A 24210-nucleotide genomic window follows, 5' to 3' on the forward strand; every position below is an offset into this window, starting at 1 on the left:
TTTCTCCTTTCTTATACCAATAAGGCGAGCAATAAGCCGCCGGCAATCACTGAAGCAATCTGACCAGATACATTGGCTCCAGCTGCGTGCATCAAAATAAAGTTCTGTGGGTCTTCTTCTGTTGCCATTTTCTGAATGACGCGACTAGACATTGGAAAAGCAGAGATTCCTGCTGCTCCGATCATTGGATTGATTTTCTCTTTTCGGAATAAATTTAACAATTTAGCAACAATACTCCACCGATCGAGTCCATAATGAAAGCAACCAGCCCTAGACCGATAACCATCAACGTATCGATCTGTAAAAATTCTTCATACTGCATTTTGACCGAAATGGCGATCCCTAATAATATGCTGATGAGATTGACTAACTCATTCTGAGCAGTGATCGACAAACGATCCAATACCCCACATTCTCGCAACAAATTTCCAAACATCAAAAACCCAACAAGTGGCAGAGAGACAGGCGCAATCAAACCAGCGACGACTGAAATAACTAAAGGAAAGAGGATTTTTGCTGTTTGCGACACTTCCCCTGCACGATAATTCATTCGAATACGTCGCTCTTTTTTAGTCGTCACAGCTTTGATCGCAACTGGCTGAATGATTGGCACGAGGGCCATATACGAATAGGCAGCCACCATGATGGCACCCATATATTTCGAATTCAACGTGTTCGCGACAACAATGGAAGTTGGTCCATCCGCTGCTCCGATGATGCCAATAGAAGCTGCATCATTCAAATCAAAACCTAATAGGATCGCTACGATGATCGTAAAGAAAATCCCAAATTGTGCGGCGGCTCCAAAAAGTAATAAAAATGGATTTTGTAACAAGGGACCGAAATCGATCATTGCACCAATACCAATGAATAATAAGAGCGGAAATAGCTCCGTCGTAATCCCCATATCAAACAAAATTTGGAACGCGCCGGCCTCACCACCGGCACTCAGCACACCTGAATTAGGGAAATTAACTAAGATCGTACCTAACCCCATCGGTACGAGTAACGTTGGTTCATATTCTTTTTTTATCCCAAGGTACATGAGGACTCCGCCAATCACCATCATCACGATGCGTCCCGGCTCTTGCCCCATGCCAATAACTCCTTCAATAAGTGTTTCCACAGATGTCACTTCCTTTTACTTAATACTGAATACCAAGAGTCACCAAAATGACTCTACTCTCAAAGCGAACATTTAACTAATCGTGATAAGTGGATCACCAGGATTCACCATTTCTCCTTGACTGATATGGATTCCAGTCACTTGACCAGCTTTTCCAGCAACGATTTCATTTTCCATTTTCATCGCTTCTAAAATCATCAAAGGTTGATTGATTTCCACTACCTCCCCAACTGTAACTAATAAACGAGAAATCGTGCCTGGCATCGGCGAAGTCATCGCATCCGCTCCCGCTCCGACTGAGGATTTCGTTTCTGGTACAGTTGTTGAGACCTCTGATGGTATGACCGCTTCAACTGGTGTAGATCGTTCTGGTGTTGGAACTGGATTCGTTTGCGGACTTCCACCGATTTCTTCCATTTCCACTAAATATTCTTTTCCATCAATTGAGATTTTGAATTTCCGCAACATTTTTTCTCCTCCAAAACATTTATTTTTTGGCTATTTTTCGTATAATAAACTGACTATTTGGATTGACTCCCGCTGCTACACCTGTAGCAATCAGTGAAACCAAAATTGCTTCCGGATTTCTCTGCTTGATTTTTTTGATAATGAATCGACTCTCCGGATCATATTCTGCTGCTAAACTTGCAGCTACCACGCTGACAAGCTGAATATCAGCTGGCGCAGCATCAATATATGCAGGAACCGGTTTCATTTTTTCTGGCTTTTCATTGTCTCTTTCTACTATTGTGGGATTGGGCTTCACTGCTGGTTGTTGCTTCTTTCTTCGTTTTGTAAACAGCCACATACTTCTTGCTCCTTTCTTCTTTTCTGTCCTTATTTTTATTATAGGATGATTCAACCAATTATGTTTTCCAAACTGATATAAGATTGTTTTTTTGTTGTTTCTTTTTCTTGAATCAGGCAAAAAAAGCAATACAAACATTGATATAAAAGCTTTTTCCGATGAATTAATGTTCTGTTAAGGTACTATTAAGCATTCGATAAGATTAGGTAGACCAAATTGTTTTTTTCATGTTCTTTTTTCTTACTTCATCTATCTTCCCTTTAAAATATTGCTTATCCTAGAGTCGTCAAGGAGGCGTCAATTTTAGAAACACACAACTCTTTCTGTCCTAAGAATAATTTTCTACCCATCTAATTTTGATACCGCTTACAAACAATGCAATCAGAAAAGGAGAAGCGTATGTTACTAACCGTTTTATCTTATGCAATGATCATTATCTTCATGTATGTCATCATGAAAAAGAAAATGTCCCCTTTTACTTCCCTTGTGGTTATTCCACTTTTATTTACCTTAATTGCAATGATTTCTGGTGCTTCAAAGAAAGGAAATATTGGCGATTTTGTATTAGAAGGCATCAAAACAACTTCAAATACAGGAATCATGATATTATTTGCCATTTTATATTTTTCAATCATGTTAGACGCTGGTCTATTTGATCCAATCACTAAAAAAATGATTTATTTTGCCAAAGGCGATCCGATGAAAGTTTTAATGGCAACTGCGATCGTTGCCGCAACCGTTTCGCTGAATGGCGATGGGACAACGACTACGTTGATTTGCTGTTCCGCTTTTATTCCTATCTATAAAAAATTAAACATGAAAATGATGAACTTAGGGGTATTGATCATTCTTCAAAATACCATCATGAATCTATTACCTTGGGGTGGACCGACCGCTCGAGCGATGGCAGTATTGGAAGTCGATGCGGATATCTTGTCTTACCTAGCTCCTGGAATGATCTTGTCTTTGCTTTATGTCATTTTTTTCGTTGCACGCCGGATGGGAAAACAAGAACGTGACCGTTTAGGTATTACCCAATTATCAAATGAGGAAATTGAAGAAATCACTAAAATCACCGATCCTGAAACAGTCAAAATGCGCTGTCCTAAAAATTTTGTATTCAATGGGATACTCACGATCGTGTTGATTGCCTGGTTGGTTGCAAGCTCGTTTATCTCTTCGATTGCCTTACCATCTCTTTTATTATTTTTAGTAGGAACATGCATTGCCTTAATGGTCAATTACCCTAATCTAAAAGATCAATCCGCCCGTATTGGTGCAAATGGTGGCGATGCAGTGCAAGTCGTGATTTTAGTTTTTGCAGCAGGAGTTTTCATGGGGCTTTTCCAAGGTTCCGGTATGGCTGAAGCACTCGCGAATAGCTTTACTTATCTCATTCCAAAACAACTAGCAGGATTCTGGGGATTAGTCATTGCGTTGATTTCAGCGCCCGGTACTTTCTTTATTTCAAATGACGGTTTTTATTTCGGTGTATTACCCGTTTTAGCAGAAGCCGGACATACCTATGGCTTTACGAATATGCAAATGGCTCTCGCCTCTTTGATGGGTCAAGCCTTCCATTTGCTCAGTCCTTTAGTCGCTTTTATCTATCTTTTGTTACGTTTGACCGGATTGGATATGGGGAAATGGCAACGAGAAGCTGGAAAATATGCCTTGGGTATTTTTACTATTTTTGTCGTCACAATTTTTCTTTTTGGCTATATGCCATTTTATATTTCCCAATAAAAACAACCGTCTAAAGTAGATGTCCACTCTGAGAAGTGCTCCGTAATAGTAGAAAACAATTGATCCTCTCTTTTTCGATGTTACGGAACAATTTCTCAGAGATTTCCAAACGGACACTTTATTCCGATTTGTAAAATAAAAGTCACTCACATTTTAGTCATTTCTCATGAGGCGAAGGATAAAGCATGATAGACTTATTCATTGACTTAGTTTTTTATAGCAAAAGTAGAAATGGGGAGAAGAAATGAACAAGGTTGTTGAAGCATTACGTAAAAATTTGGACCTCACACAAAATAAGACATTGAATGTGCTTATTTATGAAGCGTTTCGTAAAACGATCATTCTTGGCGATATCCCTGCCAATACGCGGATCAACGAAAAAGTCTTAGCCGAAGAATTGAATATCAGCCGTACACCTATTCGCTTAGCAATGAAACAATTAGTCAATGAAAAATTGGTTGAACACGTACCCAAAATCGGCATCGTCGTCAAAGGTATCCGCATAAAAGACGCTTACGAAATCTATGATATCCGTAAATCTTTAGATACACTTGCCACGATCAAAGCAATGAATCAGATGACAAAAGAAGATTTCATTGAGCTGAAAGAACTATTATTACGAGGCGAAAGCTATAATCAAGCAGATCAAACAGAAAAAGTCTTGCAAAATTTTTCGGACTTCAATACGTTCATCTATGAAAAAAGCCAAATGCTCCGTTTAAAATCCATTGTCTTAGAGTTACAAGCTTACCTCGTTTATTTTCGCGATATCGCCATTCGTTCATCCAGACGCAGGGATAAATCCCTTGAAGAACATTGGCTGATCTATCGCGGGATGCAAACAAAAAATGCAGAACAAATCACTTTGATCACCCACGAGCATTTAGATCGTTCATTACAATTTATTTTAGCTGAAATGGAGCGTAGAAAAATTGACTGACTACAAACTGATCGGTACGATCGCACAGGCTGCACAGCATGCTTTGTTTTACGAAGTAGCATTAAGTCCAAAACCAGGATTAGTCGATCCTATTTCAAATGGTGCGCATACAGATATGGATTTTCAGACTTTTCAAATAAGTATCCAAACCTTAACACCTTTTTTTCAAAAATATATCGCATTAGGTCTTACCCATAAAGGAAACACGAAATCATTATTTGAACAGCTAAGGCAGACTGGATATCAAGCAGAGCAAGCAATGCTTGACGCAACAAATGACATCAACACACATAAAGGAGCGAATTTTTCGTTTGCTGTCATCTTGGGCGCGATCGGTTGGCACATGCAACAGTGCTTTATCCAAAGACTTCCATTAAACGCCAAACAGACGGAGCAAATTTTAAAGCTTACCGGAGAACTGACCCATGATTTGATCAAAGAGGATTTTCATGATTTAGCGCGGAAGACACAGCGTACACATGGGGAAGAGCTTTTTTTGGTGCATGGTATTTCAGGTATTCGTGGCGAAGCTGCTCAGTGTTATCCCAGTCTTGCTTCCATTCTTCTTCCCTACTTACGTTCAGCAAACTATCATGCGCCCGATGAAGTCTTTCTACGTGCCTTGGTTTTATTGATGAGCGAAATCGAAGACGGGAATATACTTCACCGAGGCGGTATTCAGGAGTGGCAAAAAGTACAACAAGAGACAAAAAAAATTCATCAAGCAAAGCTTCCACGGAAGCAGCTACTTGATGAATTAACGATCTATGATCAACGATTGACCAAACGCAATCTAAGTCCTGGTGGTGCAGCAGATTTACTTTCATTAGGTATTTTTTTCGCTCAATTAGAAGGATTACTTTCTTTACCAGAGGGTAAGAAAATATAACCAAGTCCTCTAACCGTTCTGAGGTACTGGACATTTTTTGGATCATCTTCGATTTTGTTTCGTAAGTGATTGATAAAAACCATAATGGTATTGGCATCCAGCTCACTGTCATTCCAAACACTTTGATAAATTTGTTCCTTTGAAAAAACCTGTTCGGGATTTTCTATAAAGAATTGCATCAGCTTGATTTTTTTTGAAGACAACTCAATGGATTTGCCTTTTTTATATAAACGATAAAGCGCTTTGTCAAAGCAAAAATCACCTATACTGATTTTATTTTTTTTGCACTTTGTCGTTTGTTCTTTAAGTACCTTGTGTCTGTCCAAAATAGCGAGAACTTGCGCCTTTAGCAGTGTCGGATTGAATGGTTTAGTGATGTAATAATCTGCTCCCATCTCCAATCCAGTGATAATTTCAATCTCATTTTGTTGTTCGGTAAAAAAAACGATGGGAGAAAGACTGTCTTGCTCTCGGATGAGTTGAACAATATGGTAGCCATCTGTTTGATGGGCTAAACGAATATCTAAGAGATATAGATCAAAAGTCACTCTAGACATGATATCCAGTGTTTTTTCGACGCAATCACTTTGATAGATCAATACACCAGCTGGTTGTAAGGCCTTCCAAATCATTCTTCTAAATGTTAGATCTTCATCGATCGCCAATATCTTCTCATTTCTCATTTTCTTTCCTCCTGCCTAGAGCATCCATAGGTTAAAAAATACACTATGACCTGTATTTTACTTATTCAAGTAAAAAAAGTAATTGATCATAATATCACAATTCATCCTCCAACTCTATTATACGCAAAGAAACGGTGATTTTCCGACTTCAAAAAAGAAAATACAATATAAAAACATTTTTGACCTGGATTTTGACCTAGATAAATTTTCATAAAAGCAAGAACAACTGAAAACTGAAAACTAAAAACGCTAAAATCCTTCATAAAAAGGATTCTAGCGTTCAGCTAAATCGTGTGATTTCTCCGAATGGAGACGGCGGGAGTCGAACCCGCGTCCAAACACATCGCCACTTAAAAATCTACGTTCATAGTCAACTCATTTAGAGGTTCGCTTTACAGCTTGCCGAGTGACAGGCATTCTGTATCGCTAGTCTGATGTTCTCTTTTTCAACTTACAGACGGAAAGTTGAAACGTATCCCACTAAAGTTAGGACCCTTACTCGAGCACATGGGCGATGCCGAGAGGATCTACGCTAACTGTTTTTAGGCAGCTAAAGCGTAAGAGTTGTTTTCGTTTTTAGCAGTTATATTTAACTGTAACGTTTTAGCGTAGACGTAACCTACGAAACGCAATTCAAGCTCGAACTGTGCCTGTCGAATCCGTAACGTCCCCTTAATAAAATGGGTTACGGTATTTTCAAGATACTTACATAATATACCATATATGTAGTTTTTTTTCAATATGGTTGTTTGCTTTTCGAGTAGATGCTTCACTTCTTGAGCGAAGCAAGAAAGGTCTTAGGGATGAATAGACATCAGACTTTTCTTGCTCCCTCTTAAAGTGAACGTTCTTTCTACTTTAGCTGCTTCGATCGCAAAAGAACGTGTCAGCGAATCCTTTTAAGCAAGTGTTTTCGCGACATTCAATTCTGTTTCTTTTTCTGCATATTCAGGCATATTTTTGAACAATTGTTGCAACAATGGACTTTGGTTATGTCCTTCGATTGCTTGTTCGTCACGCCAGTTTTCAACCATCACAAAGACATTTACTTGTTCCGTTGACTCATACAATTGATAACTCAAGCAGCCATCTTCTTTTCTAGTCGCTTCGATCAATTGTGTCGCTTCTTCTAAAAATTCAGCGCGTTTTGCTTCTTTGATGGTAAATTTTGCATTGATGATGATCATTCGTCCGTCTCCTTTTTCTTTCTATTTGAAAGAAGTGATTTTTTCTGAAGCTAAACGAACAGATTCGTAGCCTTGATCGACTGCTTTACCAACTGACAAGATCATTACAGGGACATAACGTTCTTTGTCCAAATCGAAAGCTTCGGCTAATTGGTCTGCTTCAAATCCGCCGATTGGATTTGTATCATATCCATGGCTACGTGCAGTTAACATAAATTGCATAGCTGCTAAGCTTGAATCGATCTTCACTACGTCATTCATTTGTTCACGTGTGAAATTTTTGTAATAAGGAATGATCGCTGCTAGTTGTTCGTCACGAACTTCTGCTGGCATTTTGCCTTCTTCCACAGCTTGATCATAGATTTCTTCTCCGTATTCATAGCAATTCATATCACCAAAAATCAAGACCATGGCAGATGATGTATCATTTTGTTTTGTGTTGAAACGGATCAATGGTTTCAATTTCGCTTTTGCTTCTTCGCTTTCAACTACTACAAAGCGCCAAGGTTGTAGATTCACAGAAGATGGTGCTGTTGTTGCTTCTTGGATCATTTCCAACATTTCTTCATGAGGGATTTTCACATTTTCATCGTACACACGGATTGATTTTCTGCCAAAGACGATATCAGAAAAATCATTGTTTGCTAGAGTTTTATTCATTACTTAACCGCTTCTTTCTTCGTTTTGATTTTTAGTATAATTTATCTAGTAATTTAGTCAGTTGATCGATTTCTTCATCTGATAGCGAAACACACAGGGAGTCATCTGATTCTTGATGATTTTTTTCACACTCGGTCAATTCATTCACTGCTTTATCGGACAAAGAAACGAATACTTCACGATTATTGTTCTCATTTCTTTTTCTGATCACATATCCTTTTTGTTCTAATATCTTTAGATGACGTGAAATAGCTGCCAAATCGATTTTTAAATCGCTCTGTAACTTATTTTGCAAACATTCCCCGTTTTCTTGTAAGAACATCAAGATCTCGTACCTCGTTAAACTAAATCCAGTTTCTTTTTCAAATAAAGCTGTTCCTTCTTGACTGATGATTTTTATCTGATAAAGCAATTGACTTAACTTTCTCAGCTCCATAATGTTGCCTCCTACTATCTTTGACTAATCAATTATTGACTTGTCAATAATATAAATCATTTACTTCCTTTTGTAAAGTAAAAAGAAAAAGAAGCAAGTTAAAAGTTATTTTCCCTTTTAACTTGCCCCTTCTTCAACTGTCTGTATTCGAGTATTCTATTTCTTAACGATTATGTATGAATGTTCAATTGCTTCTATTATGTATGCAAATTAAAGGAAGTCTGATAATTAACAATAGCTTATTCAAATCAGACTTCCTGCTAGGCGATAGGCGTATTCATCACTTTAAGATACCATTGCTTGTGTGTACAGCTTGGTTGGTGACTGAAAGACCTGTTCAACGGGACTCAACTCAAAGATATCTGTATATTTTGCGACAACTTTCCCACATTTCTCTAGAATATCTAAGTGATCTGTACGATCATATTCCTCTACACTCATAATCACACAGTTTTCTAATTTTCCAATTACTTCTCCGACTACTTTATTTTTGATGCCGATTGGATAACATACATATTTTTGTCCTAAAACGATTGTTTCGCTTGTCATAACTCATTCTCCTCTTGGTTCTTTAATATTTTATAAAATGATAATAACATTAAAATTAGATTATGAAAACAAAAAATATTCAATAAATTAAAAAAAAGTTGAAAAAAAGTGATTAAACACCTTTTTTCAACTCTTTTTCACTTTATTTCATAACATTTACAGGAGAATCACCTAACAATAACTCAACATATTGTTCCAAAAATTCTTGATCTAAAGCATCGTAGCCCTCGGTCACACCACAATCGATATCAAGTACTCCGATCAATCGACCTTCTTTGATCATAGGTACTACGATTTCAGATTGTGCGGCTGAATCACATGAAATATAATTTTCATGGGTTTTCACATTCGCAACGATCAATGTTTTTTGTTTTTCTGCTGCTTCGCCACAAACACCTTTTCCCATTTTGATACGGGTACATGACACTCTACCTTGGAAAGGGCCTAAAATCAATTCTTGTCCATCATATAAATAATAGCCGGCAAAGACTGTTTGAGGTAATGTTTCATTCAATAATGCAGAGGAATTAGCTAAATTGGCCAACCAGTTGTCTTCTGCTTCTAAAAGTCCTTTTTGTTGGAGTAGCAAAATTTCATAAGCATCTCTTTTTTCTTTTTCTGTCCATAACATCCAAAATCACTCCTTCTATGCCCAAAATTATAGCCTAATTCAAGGAGCAACGCTATGGTTTTATTTTTGTTTCTTAATGACTAGATCATTCTGCTTGCTCGATTTCAGCAGCTAGATCTGCATAGTCGATTTCATTTTGGATAAAAGTCGGATCATTCGTCGGAAAATGTTGCACCAAAGATTCCATTTGACTGATTTCTACTGTTCCTTGCGACACAGTAAAATCGAGGATATGCCCTCCAAATGTTTTCTCATCGTCAATAAAATGCAAATGGAAGCCTGCAGCAGCCACCCCTTGAAATAATTCCGGTGTATAAAACCCAACAATTGTCCCTTGAATATCTGATCGATGAAACTCTGGCTGGGATTCTGAGATCTTCGCTAAGCGTCGATATGGTTTTTCTTGTTTTGGCATGATCCGGATATGCATATCTTTAAATAAACCGCTGATCTTGACTGCTAAAAAGAGATTTTTCCCTGCTTCGTCCTTCAGGATTTTTTCTTTTAATGCTTCGCTAGATAGATGTTGGACTGTAAATGAACGGTCCGCTGAAAATGCAGTGATTGCCGCATAAGGAGTGGACTCTTCTCCGGACAAATGGATCAATGCACCATCTGATCTACCTTGATAGGCTTCACCGTCTAAAAATATCACTTCGCCGTCTAACCCATGTAATGTTCCAAGACCTAGTGTACCGTACTTCAAGACCCCCGCAATGGAAGTAGTCCCGTCCATCAGTCCCGCCATTAGCGCACCTAATGTACCATGTTGATATAATACTTTCTCTGTCATCTGAACATCCCCTTAGTAAAATTGGTCTGGTAATGTTAATTCGTTTCTGATTCCGATTAAATCAGCGTTTTTCTGCCATATCTTTGTCTATTTTCGAATATGAGTATGAAATGAGCATGGTTTTTTGACAAGTATGGGCAAGCTAATTTTGAGGTTTGGTGTAGATATACTCTTCCTATATTTTTGAAAGGTCTGCTAAAAGTTTCTAAAATTAGTTGATTTTCACTAAAATTTTATCGACCAATTGTTCCAACTTCTTGATATCTCAATGAACAGTCCCATCCAGAGATAAATTATAAATCTCATCATCAAGTTCAACATTAAATTCCGAATCATAACCCTTAGCTAAGCCTAGGGATCGAATCACTTCACGCTGAGTCCTCCCATTTCCTTCACGAAAAGGGTGCAAATAATTTTCATTAGCTAATATTGACGCTAAATGCCTAATAACTTTGTCCCTTGTATTTGCATTCTTATAATAATCTTGAATTAAAGAGTTCATATATGACTCAGCTGTTCCAAACGATTGCATCGCCATAAAAGCATGCTCTTGTTTTGAAATGTTCCCTTTCCAGTACTACCCTGCCCGCTAGTACAAATCTTGAAAAAGAAACTCATGAATTTTTAGTATATCTTTCATTGAATGAACTTCAATCGGTTGTGCAATTAATTTTAAGATTTGAGAAGCAACCATTCTGTATTCTGCTTGTTGCAATTTTTCAAAGTCTTACTCATCAAGTTTATTTATTGATACTTTTGAATTTGGGGAAGTATAAATATTATCAGGATCTTCATATTGTTTTCTAGCCATTATGAAATACCTAATACAATGGCTTCTTCACGCAATCGAATAACCTCTTTTACTTTGGGAATACAACCTTCAATCATATTTGTACTGATTGCATACCAAACACTTTTGAATAGTCGAAAACTATCGAATTTCACGCCCATAATAGTCAATTCTTCTTTGTTTACATCTAAAGTCATTAGCTTATCCTCCCTTATGTTCTTCTTTGATTATAGCATTTTTTAGCTTAAGATTCCCGTCATCTATTCGAAAAACACATAACAGTTAAAAGAAATGGTTAGTTTAAATATTCTCGATCATTACAAAATTCAAAAATGAAAACACTGTTCATCATAGGTTCTAGAATTATACTAAATATTTACTTTTCCTAAATAATATTAAGCTTATTACTTATTTCATTTTTTTCAAATAAGTTCCAATAAAATGATTTACCAATAAATCATTTTGTGATAGATATTGGATTTGAGTCAATATCTTGGACATATTTTAGTAGAGACTGCTAAGACATTTTCTCTGTTTCTAAATCTTCAAACTCCTGTGGAGTTAAGTAATGAATCGAACTATGGATTCGATTACGATTATAAAATCCTTCAATGTAGCTAAATAAAGATCGATTCGCTTCTTCGAAGTCTGAGTAAGTCGTTGTGTATACTTCTTCTTTTTTCAATGATGCATGGAAGGACTCAATTCCTGCATTATCATATGGTGTTCCTTTGCGACTATAGGAATGCCTTATTTTATTGTTTTCAAGCCAATTTTCCACTTCGATTGCTGTATATTGACTACCTAAATCAGTGTGTAGAATCATTCCTTCTGGAATGTAGTACCGTTGCTTTGCTTGATTGAATGTTTGTAACACACAATCGACAGTCATTCGTTTAGAAAATGTATAGCTAATAATCTTTTTCATGTGTAAATCCATAATCGAAGATAAGTAACACCAACCATTTTTCTTAGTTGGAATGTAGGTGATGTCAGCTACCCATTTTTCACAGATAGTTTTAGTAGAAAAGTCCTGATTTAAGATGTTCTCTTTTAAAAAAACCGGCTGAACAGGCCGTTGAGGTCTGTATTTCTTAACCACAATTGACCTTAGATTTAATTGTTTCATCAGTTTTTTTACATGATTAAGAGATACTGAAATTCCTTATTTTAGCAACACTTGATGGATTTTTGTTGCACCATATCTCTGTTTATGATCAAAAAAGATCGTTGAAATCTTCTTTTTCAATTGGTTATTTCTGACTTCTGTAGCTGTTAACGATTTATTTTTATAAAAATAGTAGACACTTCTAGGAATTTCTAATAACCGACACAACAAAGAAACAGTGTACTCCTTACACCATTTTTCAATGAATCGAACAAGTGACTTTAGGTCTTTCGAGAGAATATGGCTGCGGCTTTTTTTAATATTTCAAGTTCCTCTTTCAAACGAGCATTTTCTTTTCTCAAATCAGCCGCTTCTTTTCCGGTCAGTCCTGTGGACTGATTTGGTAAATATAAATTTTTCCATTTGTAAATCGTTGCTTCAGATAAGCCATATTCTTTCGCCAATCCTCGAACAGAACGTCCAGTTTAATTCAGCTCAACAATCATCTGTTTGAAATTTTCTTCGTATCGGGTCATAAAATCCATCCTCTCGTAGATAAGTTTAATTTATTTCTGGCTCTAAGAAAAGATGTCTAAGATTTGATACTAACACCAGTAATTGAACGCATTGTTGTCTTATCAGCAACTGGATTTGCATTTGTATCTGCATGGGCAACTGGAACATTGATTACAGCTTGACCAACAACTGGACCACCCAAAACGAGCAGTGCAGAGCATGCAAGCAAGTGATTCAAAACTTTTTTCTGTTTTTTCTTCATAAAAAACTCTCCTAGTATTTATAATTAAATGTAGTTTGTCTTATTTGTCTATACAGGCCCCACGAACGAAAAAGACTACACCAGAGAACACAAACAAGACATACTGTTTTTTACAATATTATTTTACAAAAATCTCCCCCCTCTGCGCACAACTTGTTCAAATTGACCAAATATTTCTTTTGAGGAATCGCGTATGTATGAAACTGCTATATTTCTCGGTAATGTCTCACTTTGAGGATAAAAAAAGCACGGAGGACTTGCCCCTCGTGCTTTACAATTCTTTACTTAGCTTTAGTAAATTGGTAAAAAACTCTGCAATTTTCATATACTCTTCTCGAGTTAATATTATCTCTAAAGCCTCTTTTTGTTTTGAGAGTTCGATTTTCATTTTCTCTACTTGTCCATAAACAAAACCTCTCTCTAGAGTATCCAGTGTCCTTTTAAATACTGACAAAAACCAATCCGAATGAAAGAATTCTTTATCGCTAATAATTTTTTTAAAAACGTTAAACTCTTTCATCCTTTTTTGTTCTAATACTGTCAGCGTAAATTGAATAAAAAAATTATCAAGAACTAATTTGGTTCTAAAATCAGTCATTTGGATATCTGTTTCTCTGAGTAATCTCAAGAAAAGGTTGGAATCCATCCGTTGTAAATTTAATTGATATTGCAAGGCCAAAAATTCAATATCAAAAAGCGTAAAAACCTCTGCTTCTTCTAGTCGCTTTAAAATTTCATTTTCAGTTGCTAATGCTTCCTCTTTTGTAACTATAGTCTGAGGATGATGCAAGAGTAATAAAGCTTGGAACATATACATGACTGATAGTTTTCCTAATGTAAAGGAGGTAGAATCAATATACTCCCTAAATCCTTTATAAACTCTTTGTGCCTCCTCAAACTCCCCAGTTTCCAGAAATTGTATGAATCGTTTGCGATAACTTACTGTCAACGAGGCATTTTCTGCTTCCATGTTTACTTCTAATGGCGATAAACAAAGTACCTCTGTTATGATTGCTAAGTCAGATAGCTTTAAATCAGCCTCTTCTTTTACAACCCTTTGGTATGTAGAAACAGACAAACCATTTTCTTTAAAAACGCGATATGGGATGTGCTTTCCCTTACGTATTTTTTCTAAATAATATCCCAAGCTTTTGTATTCTTCCAATTTTTTTTGCTCATACATCATTTTGTCCTATTCTCTCATTCTTGCACGAATTGTAAATCCTGAAATTGTACCTATGTAAAGGTTATTATATATTATACGATAAAACTAAAAAAATTCCCTCAGTAATGAAATTAGCTCTGAGGAAAGCTATTCAAACACTATAATCAAACACCCTGGGAATAAGTATTAGAATTAATACAACGAAAACTACAATGATATCATCTAAGTGTGCTGACCAAACAACTAATCCCGACAATACATATTAAAATACCAGTAATCCTTCTAGCCATAGGCTTTAAGATTCTTCTTTTCTTTTTTATTGATATTATCTGAGATTATAATAAAGTCAAAACACCCGTTATACGGGTGGTTTTGACTATTCCTATTGAAACAAGTGGCTGGAAGCCATAAACTAAATAGAAGGTAACTCTATCTTTTTTTATCAAAAGTGAGAACTTAACAGTTTCGTATTAAATTCCTTTTGAGTAACCGTTCTTCACTTCAATTATTGGAAACTCCAATCTGGTCTTGTCATAGAAGAATGCGGGAAATCAGTTGATCCATCTTCACCAGCATGAGTAAGCTCTTCAACAACATTCACTTTAACAGTTGTCTCAACAGTCAAATCCTCCGCTACAGCAAAAGTTACTTCATAACTGCCTGTTTTATTCGGATGAATGGTGGTATTTTTTACAACAACTCCCGCACTACCTCCAATTAAATTCATAGCCTGCACACTAGCAGCTTCAATTAACTGTTGATCACTTGTTTTGCCTACTAAAATTTGAGCAACATTTTCTGCGTAAATAAAATATCTTTGAATATCATTTACTTCATTGCCATCATTCCCATTACTTTCCCCACTACTACCTGGATCTAGAGTCACATTTCCTGTAAGCCCATCAGCATTAACTACAGGCATGCTCATGCCACACCCCATGAAGACTACTGTTCCAACTCCTACTACCGCTTTTAAAATATTTTTTTTCATACTTGTAAATACCTCTTCCTTTTCCTTTTCAAGGCTCTGAAAAAAATAACATCATTGTTTTTTCCAAAGTTTTAAAAAATTTCATTTGGAAGTTGGTGTGCTCCTCCACTTCCTCCTGAGTTACCGAGGACTGTTACTTGGATTGTTTTATCTGGAACTGATGAATATCCGCCTTTTGCATCTAATACAACTGTATAGGTTCCTGGCTTGTCTTCAATTGTACTTGATTTAATATAGGGAGTATCAATTGTCATGCCCGTAACCGCATTAATGACCATAGCATTTGCAGCGGAAAGAATGCTATTATCATCAATTTGACCTGTTTCAACTGTAGCATCATACGCACGAATCATCCATGGACTAGGGATTGGTGTATCCGGATTTGTTTCTCCACCTTCAGATGAGTTACCAAGGACTGTTACTTGAATTGTTTTATCTGGGACTGATGAATATCCGCCTTTTGCATCTAATACAACTGTATAGGTTCCTGGCTTGTCTTCAATTGTACTTGATTTAATATAGGGAGTATCAATTGTCATGCCCGTAGCCGCATTAATGACCGCAGCATTTGCAGCGGAAAGAATGCTATTATCATCAATTTGACCTGTTTCAACTGTAGCATCATACGCACGAATCATCCATGGACTAGGGATTGGTGTATCCGGATTTGTTTCTCCACCTTCAGATGAGTTACCAAGGACTGTTACTTGAATTGTTTTATCTGGGACTGATGAATATCCGCCTTTTGCATCTAATACAACTGTATAGGTTCCTGGCTTGTCTTCAATTGTACTTGATTTAATATAGGGAGTATCAATTGTCATGCCCGTAACCGCATTAATGACCATAGCATTTGCAGCGGAAAGAATGCTATTATCATCAATTTGACCTGTTTCAACTGTAGCATCATACGCACGAATCATCCACGGACTAGGGATTGGTGTATCCGGATTTGTTTCTCCACCTCCAGATGAGTTGCCAAGGACTGTTACTTGAATTGTTTTTTCTGGGACTGACGAATCACCTTTCGCTCCTAATACGACAGAGTAGACTCCTGCTTTATCTTCGACTGTACTTGATTTGATATAAACTGGGGTTTCTATTACTTCCATTCCAGTAACTGGATTGATAACCGCAGCATTCGCAGATGAAAGAATCAAATTATCGTCGATATGCCCTGCCTCTACCACGGCATCATAAGCACGAATCACCTTTGTGCTAGGCTTTTCACCTTCTGTTCCAACAATCTTCACGTTAATTGTAATGCTAATAGTTGGATCTTCATTTATACCTAATACAACTTTGTAATCTCCAACCTCTGAACTCTTAACATCTGATTTTTTAATAATTATTTCTAGAGGAATCCCTGCCGTAGTCTTAGCTTGAGCTCCTGATTGAGCAATAATAGTTTGTTCATTTGCCTGCCCGATAGAAAAAACTACATCATTCGCAGTTAATGAATAAATACCATTTTGACCAACATCCTTTTTCTCATCTACAACGGTAATTGTCACAGTCTTTTCTAACTCTGGATCTTCAGCAATGCCTAATGTAACCTTATATTGACCAGGTACATCTTTAACGTTGCTTTGCTTCAGAATAACTTGTATATTCGGTGACTGCATCGGAATTTCACTTGCAAGAACATTCGTAGCAATAGCATGTGTAGCAGATAAAATTGAAGTTGCGTTCACAGAACCAACCTCAATCGTTGCATCTGTCGCACCAAGCGTATAAATACCATGCTGTACCAAATAGTCATCTGAAGACTTATAACCTGTCTTAACACTATCGGCACTAGCAACGGTTCCATTAGCACCTGTTAGCACCAAGCCAGACGCAAGTGCTAAACCTACAGCAACCAAATTAAAACATTTCCTCTTTTTAGTTCCCATAATTTTTCTCCTTACTTTTGATTTTGAAAAAATTTTGTACATCTATTTATACACTAAATTCCACCTAACAAAACCTAACTTGGTCAAATTGACCAAGTACTTCTTTTTTTGGAATCGCGCAAAAAAAGTATTATTCGCCAAATCTCTTTTAACGTAGTAGTTGCAATGCACCTCAAAAAGTTAAATTCTATTTGGCTAGTTACGGGCAGAGAGTATTATAATCCAGTTTTTTTCCAGCTCAATGTAAACTGTGGTAAACACTTGATGAATTTTTATCTTTTAAACCGCTTGTGTCTTCATCCATACTAGCGTAGATTTTAAAAAGCAGTAATACGCTCTCTTTCATTATTTTTGTGCATACTCTCACAAGAGCATCTGAATAGTTTCTAGCATCCTCTTGGAGAAAAAAGGGCATTTTATTCGGCAATTATTGGCAATTTTTCACAAATTCCATTGAGAATTTTTCTTATATGTTTCACAAAAAAAATCCCTGAACTCTTAGAGGTTCAAGGACTTCTTTTTTATAATTTTGATATTTCACAAATCACGCTATTTTTTCAATAAAATTGGTCTGGTAAGATCGTTTCACCTAATTTTTCATTATCTCGATAATCAATTGGGATATCGATGATGACTGGCCCTTCTGTAGCAAATCCTTCTTCTAAGGCAGATGCCAATTCTTCTGCATTGCTTACTCGCAGACCTTTAGCCCCAAAAGCTTGGGCATATTGAACAAAATCAACTGGACCAAAATCAACCCCTGATGCTCGATCATATTTCATGATTTCTTGAAACTCGACCATATTATAACGACCATCATTCCAAATCAAATGAATGATATTCAATTTTTTACGTACAGCTGTTTCTAAGTCTTGGGCAGAAAATAAGAAGCCACCGTCTCCTGACACAGAGATTACTTGCGTATTTGAACGAACCAGTGCAGCAGAGATCGCCCAAGGAAGTGCGACGCCTAATGTTTGCATGCCATTACTGAATAGCAAATGACGCGCTTCATAACTTCTAAAGTGGCGGGCCATCCAAATGTAATGGCTACCTACATCAACTGTCACAGTCATGTCGTCCGTTACTTTCGATTGCAGTGTATTAATTACTTCTAACGGATGTAAGATCCCGTCTTCACTACTGGTTTCACAAATATCTCGTGCCTTCAACTTTTCTTGCAACGTATTTAAATATTCTTGCGCATCTGCCGATACTTGTGTTTCTTCTAATGACTCTGTCAGTAAATCTAATGTTGCAGAAATGTCCCCGATTAGTTCACGTTCTGGTTGCATGTAACTGTCGATTTCAGCTGGTGTTTCATCAATGACGATGATTCTAGCATCTTTTTCAGCATTCCAGTTTCTCGCTTCATATTCGATTGGATCATAGCCAATTGCAATCACTAAATCACTCCGTTTTAACAGCATATCTCCTGGTTGATTGCGGAATAGACCTACTCGACCAAAAAAGTGGTCTTCTAATTGACGAGAAATCACACCAGCTGCTTGGAAAGTTTCTACCACAGGCAATCCTGTTTTTTCAACAAGTTGGCGAATGGCTGCTGTTTCATCTTTACTAGATCCACGCATTCCAACTAACAATACAGGTAACTTCGCTTCACGAATCCGTTCAACCAGATAGTCGATATCTCCTGAAGATGCTGAGCCTAATTTAGGATCTTGTAATGGTTTGATGACCTCACTTTTGACTGGTGCATCCACCACATCTTGAGGGATACTGATAAAACTAGCGCCTTTTTTCGAACTCTTTGCCATTCGATAGGCATTAGCGATAATTTCTGAAATTGTTTCAGGATCTTGGATCTCTGCACTATATTTTGTGATTGGTTCAAACAACGCAGCATTGTTCATGCTTTGATGTGTTAATTTTAATAAATCACTTCGTTTTACTTGCCCTGCGATTGCCAACACGGGATCACCTTCTGCTGTTGCTGTGACTAGTCCGGTTGCTAGATTACTCGCACCTGGCCCACTTGTCGCAATCACCACACCTGGTTCTCCCGTAATACGACCAATTGCTTGCGCCATAAAGGCAGCATTTTGCTCATGACGCGTCACGATCAACTCTGGACCATGATCTTCTAATTCATTGAATACTCCATCGATTTTCGCTCCTGGAATACCGAATACGTAATCAACTTGATGATTGATTAAACTTTCTACTACAGTTGTTGAACCTTGTTTTTCTTTAATCATTTCTTCTGATACAGTTTCGTCACCTTGTTTTTCTTTAATTACTTCTTCTGATACAGTTCCTACACCTTGTTTTTCCTTAAACAACATGAGACACCTTCCTTTTCAAAGCTACTTACATGATCATTACATTATAAATAGAAATAATATTAATACAGATATTCATACCTGTTTCATCTATTAGTCTAGCACTTAATGAGTCATTTGTGTAGTAAGAAGCAAAAAAAAAAACATACATTTTTGTCACATGGACAAAATGTACATCTTTTTTATTGATTTTGATATTTTTTCCCTAGAATGATCAGGTCATTTTCTTGATTGCCCATATTGGCAACTTTTGGCAAATGTCCCCAAACGGCATATCCATTTTTGAGAAATAACTTTTTACTTGCCTGATTCATATCAAAAACAAATGCAAGCACTGTCTGGATTTTTAAACGATGCAGTTGAGTTTCCACAAAGGCAAGTGCGGCCTTACCTAAATGATGACCACGTGTCACTGGGTCTAGATAAATACTGATTTCCGCTGTCTGTTGATACGCAGGCCGACCATAAAAATCACTAAGGCTGATCCAACCGACGATATGATCGCCATGACGCATTACCCAAAGCGGTCTAGAATCAGCATGATGCGCCTCAAACCAAGGGACCCTCGAGTCAACCGTTATCGGTTCTAGGTCCGCTGTTGCTTGCTTCGATGCGATAGACTGATTATAAATGTCCACAATTCGCGGTAGATCCTTGATCGTTGCATAGGTATACTTGATATCGATTGATTTCGCCCCCTTTATTTTTGAATAGTATAACACGTTTTTTATCATCGTTATACAGCAAAAAAAAGAGTTGTATCGAAACCAATGATATTACTACTATTAGTGTTTATTCTTCAATCTTTTTGATTGTTGAATGAGTTTGAGCGCACGTTTTCGTGTTTTGATATTCGGGCTGTTCAATCGTCTATATGCGCTTGAAAGGTCTTGCTTCTCCATTTTATCCCCCCATTTTCTAGAACATTCATTTCACCTTATTTTACTTCTGTAAATAGCATTTTCTTTCTTAACTTTGGCGAATATTTCTTTAACGTTAATCGTTCCGGTGTATTTCTTTTGTTTTTACTCGTCAGATAGATTCGTTCACCCGTTTCTTTGCATTCTAATGTAATGTTTTGGCGCATGTTTTCTCCTTCTCTCACTCTTTTTTAGCAATTCAATCGTTGCCCTATTTTCAGCTTCGATCAAACCACTCAAATTTTAAATAGTAATGATTACGATTTATAAAATATAATATACGCTAGTAGCGAATTACTGTCAATAAAAAAACGAATGAAAATAACTTCAAATGAATGGATACTCATTTTAAACAATTAAAAATAACAAAAAACTGATTTTCAACAGGCAACTACGTACGCCATCGAATGACAGTTTTTTGTCTTTACTATTGTTTTACAGTTGTTTCTAGTAGTTCAAACAGATCGGCTAGTACAAACTCTGCTTGTGGCTCATCTGCCCAAATACCAACCATACTACCCATCACTGGTAATTCGGTATTGCTGACTACAGTGGATGTCGAAATTGTCGCTAGTGCGTTTTTTGCTGTATCAAAGGAGTAATGTCCTTGTTCACTTGTTTTTCGACCGATGACCCAATACCAGTGATCGTTCGTATTCACTACTTGATGCCCTTGATCAAGTAAAAATTCGGCAGAACTGACGTGATAGTTGTCCCACCCTGCTGTCCAATAGGCAATCACTAAGTCTTGATCGAATCGACCAAATTGTTCTTTTTCCTCGTAGTAGATGCCGTCGTTAAATACGATCGGAATCATCCCATAGGTTTTGACCAGTTCAGCCAATTGATTGGTATAAGTGACAAAATCGCGATACTTCCCAGACTGCTGGAGTCCTCGCCATCCGCCATCAGTTAAATCATTGGCAAATTCATCGCAACCTATATTGAAGGAATTAGTGATCGTTGAGAAGTAGCTCACATATTTTTCAAGTAGTGCTTTGGTGAAAGCGACCGCTTCTTGATTATCCAAATCAAGTGTTCGAATCGACGTTTGATAACAAGGGTGTTCGATGCCTAATTGTTGCATTCCTGTTAGAATCGCGTCCATATGGCCAGGGGTATTGATAAGCGGGATCACTTCCATGTTTTCTGCCTTAGCCACACTAGCTAACTCTGCCATTTCTGTTTCCGTCAAATAAGTACCATTAGGATCCTCATAGTACTGTTTTGTTCCTGCAATCAATGCTTCTTTGACTGATTGACTGGAATAAGTTTTCCCTTTGACAGTCAGCGTCATGTCATCCAGTAAAAAGCGTAATCCGTTATTTCCCAGCGCAAAAGAAATCGCCGTGTATCGACATTGACTTGCTTTTTTTATGATCTGGATCAATTGTTCTTTCGAAAAATATTTACGGCCATTATCAATCAATAAAACCTTTTTCATCTTTACCTCCACAAAAAGAAATCGTTTACATATTATACAATAAAGGAGGCCCAACGAAAATACTCTTTTGCACTTAAATAAAAAAATCCCCTCTCAACCAGATTACTCGATCGTTAAGAAGGGAGGTTGCTTATTCAACTGAATCTACACAGAATGCCTTTTCTTTGGCTAAAAAGAACGGACGGAGATAGCCGACAGTGTTTGATAAAGGCAGCAATTCTTCACTTAAATGAATCTTCAAGTCATCCGCTAAATATTGCTTACGTCTAACGATCCGCTCCCACATGTCTGGATATTGCTCTTTCAGTTCATTTCTCAATCCTTCATCTGCTAGTGCCACACATTCTTCTGCACTTACTCCAGTATATCCTGATACAGAAGGAATAATATCTAACTGGAAGATCATACCACTCTTGATGATTTCTTGCGAACCAGAATAAATGGGCGAGGCTAACCATTCTTCATCCGCCGTCAAGTGTCCTGGATTCAAATGCCAGTGATAGGTCACTTGTGGCAAGACTGTTTCAATCAATTGATAGAGATCAGCCCCTTTCATTCCGATATGGATAGCTTCTAGCCAGCTGACGATAGCTGCATAATAAGGTTTTGCTACTCGATCCAGATAATCGGCTTGTTCTACTGGCAGTTGAGCTTCTTCTTCGATCACAAATCCTGTACGACTGGATAAGCCACCTTTGAAGCCTGTCGTCAATGACAGCGGATCACCGAATTGGATCGTTTTTGCTGTCGGATAAAGATTCGCAAATTCAAAACGGCGTCCAGTTGCAGCAATCGTGATCACTGTATTCGCTTGTCCTTGTCCGTGCAACAACTCTCCGATCTCGGATTCTTTCACACCAAGCTCAATGGCATCTAATGCACGTAGCATGCAAGACGAAGCAAGATTTGCCCCATATTCGTAGTGTGCGATTTCATTTGCATTGTTCGTGACACGCGCCCCCTCCTCACCAATCAATAGATGAGTGCCATTGACGATAGCAGTTTCCGCAGTGATTGCTTGTTTTAGCGCATCTACGATAAAGAATGGTACATCGAACAATTGGCTATTGTTTTGTGTCATAGACGTAAACAACTTCCAACCGACTAACCCGATTTTCTTTCTATCTGCCACCTTTAATGATGCAAAAATAGCTGACAGGTTTTGTTCATGGTCCATTGGTTGATTCGGTAAAGAAAATGCTGGATAATGGATCAAATCCGCAGTGATCCGCGCATGGGCATTCATTTTTAGATTCTCATTCCCAAGAATCATCGTGAATTTGCCCGATTGATCTAACACCAATAATCCTTCTTCAAATCGCGGAATAAAGCCTGTAAAATATTCAAAATTACCACCATGCTCTTTATCTGCATATATCACCAACAGATCTATCGCTTCGTCTTTCATGCGTTCGATCGTTTTGTTGATCCGTTCGGTGATCGTGTCCTCCGTCAAAAAGACAGGGGGAACATCTGGAAAAATCGCTGGTTTTGGTATAGTTGTTAACTGGATGTTTTCTTTTTTCATTCATTCTTCCTCGCTTCTATGAGTTCTACATGGTTCTGAGTCAGTGCTTTGGCTAATGCTTTTGGAGGCTTTTGATCCGTGATCAAATAATCAATCGCTGATAAGTCGCTGACTTTATAAAAACCAGTTTTATCTAGTTTGGTATGATCCGCTAGCGCGATCACCCTACGTCCTTGTTGGATCATCTGACGTTTCACTAAGCCTTCTTCCTCTGTATGGATGAACAGTCCTTCGCTTGTCAACGCAAATACTCCAAGTAGTGTGTAGTCTGCTTGATAATTTTTCAACTGTTCCACTGTTTCCGTTCCAAATAAAAACAACTGTTCTTTGTGTAATCTACCAGGTAATAAGGAAATAGCTGTTTTCGGATGATGGGCTAGTAATAAAGCGTGAGATAAAGAATTGGTGACCGCATGGATTTTTTTGTCCGGCAGTTCTCTAATCACTGCTTCCACTGTGGTCGAAGAATCAAAGATGATCGAGGAAGGATCTGCCATTATTTCAAGCGCCTGCTCAGCCATTTGTTTTTTCACATCATTTAGGATCGTTGACCGTTGCTCATAATCAAAGATCGTTGCTTCTTTTTGAATCGCTAAAGCACCGCCATGGGTCCGTTTGATTTGGCGCTGTTTTGCTAACTGGATCAAGTCCCGACGAATCGTATCTTTAGACACATCTAAGCGATCTGCTAAATCTTCGATCGAAGCACTTTTTTCTTGATCAATCATTGTTTTAATACGTTGGATGCGTTCTTCCTTCAACATGACCGCTCACTCCTTTCATCTAAGATACGCTATTTTGCATTATTTTGCAATGTTTTGCTGTTTTTTTCGTAAAATA

At 37.5% G+C, this 24210-nt stretch carries 25 protein-coding genes, 1 other RNA gene and 2 pseudogenes; 3 read left to right on the plus strand and 25 right to left on the minus strand.

What is annotated here, in order from left to right; translation table 11 throughout:
* Positions 1–11: 11 nt before the first annotated feature.
* The 3 genes and pseudogenes from IGJ95_RS08975 to IGJ95_RS08985 form a co-directional block, all read right to left on the minus strand.
* Positions 12–1126 (minus strand): annotated as a pseudogene (locus tag IGJ95_RS08975) (sodium ion-translocating decarboxylase subunit beta).
* Positions 1127–1198: 72 nt separating this feature from the next.
* Positions 1199–1594, minus strand: a complete 396-nt coding sequence (locus IGJ95_RS08980; protein WP_023519913.1) for an acetyl-CoA carboxylase biotin carboxyl carrier protein subunit — start codon at positions 1592–1594, stop codon at positions 1199–1201.
* A gap of 19 nt (positions 1595–1613) precedes the next feature.
* Complete coding sequence (locus IGJ95_RS08985) at positions 1614–1934, minus strand: hypothetical protein (RefSeq protein ID WP_023519914.1); 321 nt, start codon at positions 1932–1934, stop codon at positions 1614–1616.
* A 399-nt stretch (positions 1935–2333) separates the two neighbouring features.
* Between IGJ95_RS08985 and IGJ95_RS08990 the strand changes: the two genes are divergently transcribed.
* From IGJ95_RS08990 to citG, 3 genes are all read left to right on the plus strand, one after another.
* A complete protein-coding gene (locus IGJ95_RS08990; RefSeq protein WP_438761753.1) occupies positions 2334–3680 on the plus strand; it encodes a CitMHS family transporter in 1347 nt (448 codons plus the stop codon).
* Between the two features lie 244 nt (positions 3681–3924).
* Positions 3925–4620: a GntR family transcriptional regulator gene (locus IGJ95_RS08995; RefSeq protein WP_438761755.1), complete on the plus strand. Its 696-nt coding sequence runs from the start codon at positions 3925–3927 to the stop codon at positions 4618–4620.
* The gene (gene citG / locus IGJ95_RS09000) at positions 4613–5509 is read left to right on the plus strand and encodes a triphosphoribosyl-dephospho-CoA synthase CitG (RefSeq protein ID WP_153829725.1); all 897 of its coding nucleotides are present in this window, start codon (positions 4613–4615) and stop codon (positions 5507–5509) included. Before IGJ95_RS08995 ends, citG begins: the two co-directional genes overlap by 8 nt.
* Here the strand turns inward: citG and IGJ95_RS09005 are convergent.
* The 22 genes and pseudogenes from IGJ95_RS09005 to IGJ95_RS09110 form a co-directional block, all read right to left on the minus strand.
* The gene (locus IGJ95_RS09005) at positions 5464–6192 is read right to left on the minus strand and encodes a response regulator transcription factor (RefSeq protein ID WP_153829724.1); all 729 of its coding nucleotides are present in this window, start codon (positions 6190–6192) and stop codon (positions 5464–5466) included. The genes citG and IGJ95_RS09005 overlap by 46 nt on opposite strands.
* Before the next feature lie 304 nt (positions 6193–6496).
* Positions 6497–6864, minus strand: a transfer-messenger RNA (tmRNA) gene (gene ssrA, locus IGJ95_RS09010).
* A 227-nt stretch (positions 6865–7091) separates the two neighbouring features.
* Positions 7092–7379, minus strand: a complete 288-nt coding sequence (locus tag IGJ95_RS09015) for a putative quinol monooxygenase (RefSeq protein ID WP_023519920.1) — start codon at positions 7377–7379, stop codon at positions 7092–7094.
* A gap of 21 nt (positions 7380–7400) precedes the next feature.
* Complete coding sequence (locus tag IGJ95_RS09020; RefSeq protein ID WP_010735080.1) at positions 7401–8039, minus strand: nitroreductase family protein; 639 nt, start codon at positions 8037–8039, stop codon at positions 7401–7403.
* Positions 8040–8070: 31 nt separating this feature from the next.
* Positions 8071–8475: a MarR family winged helix-turn-helix transcriptional regulator gene (locus IGJ95_RS09025; RefSeq protein WP_019724433.1), complete on the minus strand. Its 405-nt coding sequence runs from the start codon at positions 8473–8475 to the stop codon at positions 8071–8073.
* 285 nt (positions 8476–8760) lie between these two features.
* A complete protein-coding gene (locus IGJ95_RS09030; RefSeq protein WP_023519921.1) occupies positions 8761–9024 on the minus strand; it encodes a hypothetical protein in 264 nt (87 codons plus the stop codon).
* A 142-nt stretch (positions 9025–9166) separates the two neighbouring features.
* Positions 9167–9655, minus strand: a complete 489-nt coding sequence (locus IGJ95_RS09035) for a GAF domain-containing protein (RefSeq protein ID WP_153829722.1) — start codon at positions 9653–9655, stop codon at positions 9167–9169.
* A gap of 85 nt (positions 9656–9740) precedes the next feature.
* The gene (gene budA / locus IGJ95_RS09040) at positions 9741–10448 is read right to left on the minus strand and encodes an acetolactate decarboxylase (protein ID WP_010735076.1); all 708 of its coding nucleotides are present in this window, start codon (positions 10446–10448) and stop codon (positions 9741–9743) included.
* A gap of 265 nt (positions 10449–10713) precedes the next feature.
* Complete coding sequence (locus tag IGJ95_RS09045) at positions 10714–10986, minus strand: Fic family protein (protein ID WP_309296175.1); 273 nt, start codon at positions 10984–10986, stop codon at positions 10714–10716.
* A 272-nt stretch (positions 10987–11258) separates the two neighbouring features.
* Positions 11259–11435: a hypothetical protein gene (locus tag IGJ95_RS09050; protein WP_010735074.1), complete on the minus strand. Its 177-nt coding sequence runs from the start codon at positions 11433–11435 to the stop codon at positions 11259–11261.
* A gap of 320 nt (positions 11436–11755) precedes the next feature.
* Positions 11756–12882 (minus strand): annotated as a pseudogene (locus IGJ95_RS09055) (IS3 family transposase).
* Positions 12883–12938: 56 nt separating this feature from the next.
* On the minus strand, positions 12939–13124 hold the full coding sequence (locus IGJ95_RS09060) for a hypothetical protein (RefSeq protein WP_023519925.1): 186 nt from the start codon (positions 13122–13124) through the stop codon (positions 12939–12941).
* Between the two features lie 271 nt (positions 13125–13395).
* Entirely contained in the window at positions 13396–14307 is a 912-nt protein-coding gene (locus IGJ95_RS09065) for a hypothetical protein (protein WP_438761757.1), read from the minus strand.
* 487 nt (positions 14308–14794) lie between these two features.
* Positions 14795–15280 carry a hypothetical protein gene (locus tag IGJ95_RS09070; protein ID WP_153830202.1) on the minus strand — a complete coding sequence of 162 codons (486 nt, stop codon included), beginning with the start codon at positions 15278–15280 and terminating at the stop codon, positions 14795–14797.
* A gap of 71 nt (positions 15281–15351) precedes the next feature.
* The gene (locus tag IGJ95_RS09075; protein ID WP_438761759.1) at positions 15352–17175 is read right to left on the minus strand and encodes a hypothetical protein; all 1824 of its coding nucleotides are present in this window, start codon (positions 17173–17175) and stop codon (positions 15352–15354) included.
* Between the two features lie 557 nt (positions 17176–17732).
* A complete protein-coding gene (alsS, locus tag IGJ95_RS09080; protein WP_153830279.1) occupies positions 17733–19394 on the minus strand; it encodes an acetolactate synthase AlsS in 1662 nt (553 codons plus the stop codon).
* A gap of 266 nt (positions 19395–19660) precedes the next feature.
* Positions 19661–20212, minus strand: a complete 552-nt coding sequence (locus tag IGJ95_RS09085; protein WP_010735067.1) for a GNAT family N-acetyltransferase — start codon at positions 20210–20212, stop codon at positions 19661–19663.
* Between the two features lie 51 nt (positions 20213–20263).
* Entirely contained in the window at positions 20264–20380 is a 117-nt protein-coding gene (locus tag IGJ95_RS09090; protein ID WP_096081604.1) for a putative metal homeostasis protein, read from the minus strand.
* Between the two features lie 35 nt (positions 20381–20415).
* Entirely contained in the window at positions 20416–20565 is a 150-nt protein-coding gene (gene rpmG, locus IGJ95_RS09095) for a 50S ribosomal protein L33 (protein ID WP_010735066.1), read from the minus strand.
* A 260-nt stretch (positions 20566–20825) separates the two neighbouring features.
* Positions 20826–21842: a family 20 glycosylhydrolase gene (locus IGJ95_RS09100; protein WP_010735065.1), complete on the minus strand. Its 1017-nt coding sequence runs from the start codon at positions 21840–21842 to the stop codon at positions 20826–20828.
* 130 nt (positions 21843–21972) lie between these two features.
* On the minus strand, positions 21973–23370 hold the full coding sequence (locus IGJ95_RS09105) for a M24 family metallopeptidase (RefSeq protein ID WP_153830203.1): 1398 nt from the start codon (positions 23368–23370) through the stop codon (positions 21973–21975).
* Entirely contained in the window at positions 23367–24134 is a 768-nt protein-coding gene (locus IGJ95_RS09110) for a DeoR/GlpR family DNA-binding transcription regulator (RefSeq protein ID WP_010735063.1), read from the minus strand. The genes IGJ95_RS09105 and IGJ95_RS09110 overlap by 4 nt, the downstream gene beginning before the upstream one ends.
* Between the last annotated feature and the right edge of the window lie 76 nt (positions 24135–24210).

The sequence above is a fragment of the Enterococcus sp. AZ156 genome (genome assembly GCF_051714165.1).
Classification (GTDB): domain Bacteria; phylum Bacillota; class Bacilli; order Lactobacillales; family Enterococcaceae; genus Enterococcus_B; species Enterococcus_B pernyi.

Bases quoted from the DNA above. Each gene is read 5' to 3' on its own strand.
- IGJ95_RS08980 (WP_023519913.1), bottom strand. From the start codon at position 1,594: ATGTTGCGGAAATTCAAAATCTCAATTGATGGAAAAGAATATTTAGTG.
- IGJ95_RS08985 (WP_023519914.1), bottom strand. From the start codon at position 1,934: ATGTGGCTGTTTACAAAACGAAGAAAGAAGCAACAACCAGCAGTGAAG.
- IGJ95_RS08990 (WP_438761753.1), top strand. From the start codon at position 2,334: ATGTTACTAACCGTTTTATCTTATGCAATGATCATTATCTTCATGTAT.
- IGJ95_RS08995 (WP_438761755.1), top strand. From the start codon at position 3,925: ATGAACAAGGTTGTTGAAGCATTACGTAAAAATTTGGACCTCACACAA.
- IGJ95_RS09005 (WP_153829724.1), bottom strand. From the start codon at position 6,192: ATGAGAAATGAGAAGATATTGGCGATCGATGAAGATCTAACATTTAGA.
- IGJ95_RS09015 (WP_023519920.1), bottom strand. From the start codon at position 7,379: ATGATCATCATCAATGCAAAATTTACCATCAAAGAAGCAAAACGCGCT.
- IGJ95_RS09020 (WP_010735080.1), bottom strand. From the start codon at position 8,039: ATGAATAAAACTCTAGCAAACAATGATTTTTCTGATATCGTCTTTGGC.
- IGJ95_RS09025 (WP_019724433.1), bottom strand. From the start codon at position 8,475: ATGGAGCTGAGAAAGTTAAGTCAATTGCTTTATCAGATAAAAATCATC.
- IGJ95_RS09030 (WP_023519921.1), bottom strand. From the start codon at position 9,024: ATGACAAGCGAAACAATCGTTTTAGGACAAAAATATGTATGTTATCCA.
- IGJ95_RS09035 (WP_153829722.1), bottom strand. From the start codon at position 9,655: ATGTTATGGACAGAAAAAGAAAAAAGAGATGCTTATGAAATTTTGCTA.
- budA (WP_010735076.1), bottom strand. From the start codon at position 10,448: ATGACAGAGAAAGTATTATATCAACATGGTACATTAGGTGCGCTAATG.
- IGJ95_RS09045 (WP_309296175.1), bottom strand. From the start codon at position 10,986: ATGGCGATGCAATCGTTTGGAACAGCTGAGTCATATATGAACTCTTTA.
- IGJ95_RS09050 (WP_010735074.1), bottom strand. From the start codon at position 11,435: ATGACTTTAGATGTAAACAAAGAAGAATTGACTATTATGGGCGTGAAA.
- IGJ95_RS09060 (WP_023519925.1), bottom strand. From the start codon at position 13,124: ATGAAGAAAAAACAGAAAAAAGTTTTGAATCACTTGCTTGCATGCTCT.
- IGJ95_RS09065 (WP_438761757.1), bottom strand. From the start codon at position 14,307: ATGTATGAGCAAAAAAAATTGGAAGAATACAAAAGCTTGGGATATTAT.
- IGJ95_RS09070 (WP_153830202.1), bottom strand. From the start codon at position 15,280: ATGAAAAAAAATATTTTAAAAGCGGTAGTAGGAGTTGGAACAGTAGTC.
- IGJ95_RS09075 (WP_438761759.1), bottom strand. From the start codon at position 17,175: ATGGGAACTAAAAAGAGGAAATGTTTTAATTTGGTTGCTGTAGGTTTA.
- alsS (WP_153830279.1), bottom strand. From the start codon at position 19,394: ATGATTAAAGAAAAACAAGGTTCAACAACTGTAGTAGAAAGTTTAATC.
- IGJ95_RS09085 (WP_010735067.1), bottom strand. From the start codon at position 20,212: ATGATAAAAAACGTGTTATACTATTCAAAAATAAAGGGGGCGAAATCA.
- IGJ95_RS09090 (WP_096081604.1), bottom strand. From the start codon at position 20,380: ATGGAGAAGCAAGACCTTTCAAGCGCATATAGACGATTGAACAGCCCG.
- rpmG (WP_010735066.1), bottom strand. From the start codon at position 20,565: ATGCGCCAAAACATTACATTAGAATGCAAAGAAACGGGTGAACGAATC.
- IGJ95_RS09100 (WP_010735065.1), bottom strand. From the start codon at position 21,842: ATGAAAAAGGTTTTATTGATTGATAATGGCCGTAAATATTTTTCGAAA.
- IGJ95_RS09105 (WP_153830203.1), bottom strand. From the start codon at position 23,370: ATGAAAAAAGAAAACATCCAGTTAACAACTATACCAAAACCAGCGATT.
- IGJ95_RS09110 (WP_010735063.1), bottom strand. From the start codon at position 24,134: ATGTTGAAGGAAGAACGCATCCAACGTATTAAAACAATGATTGATCAA.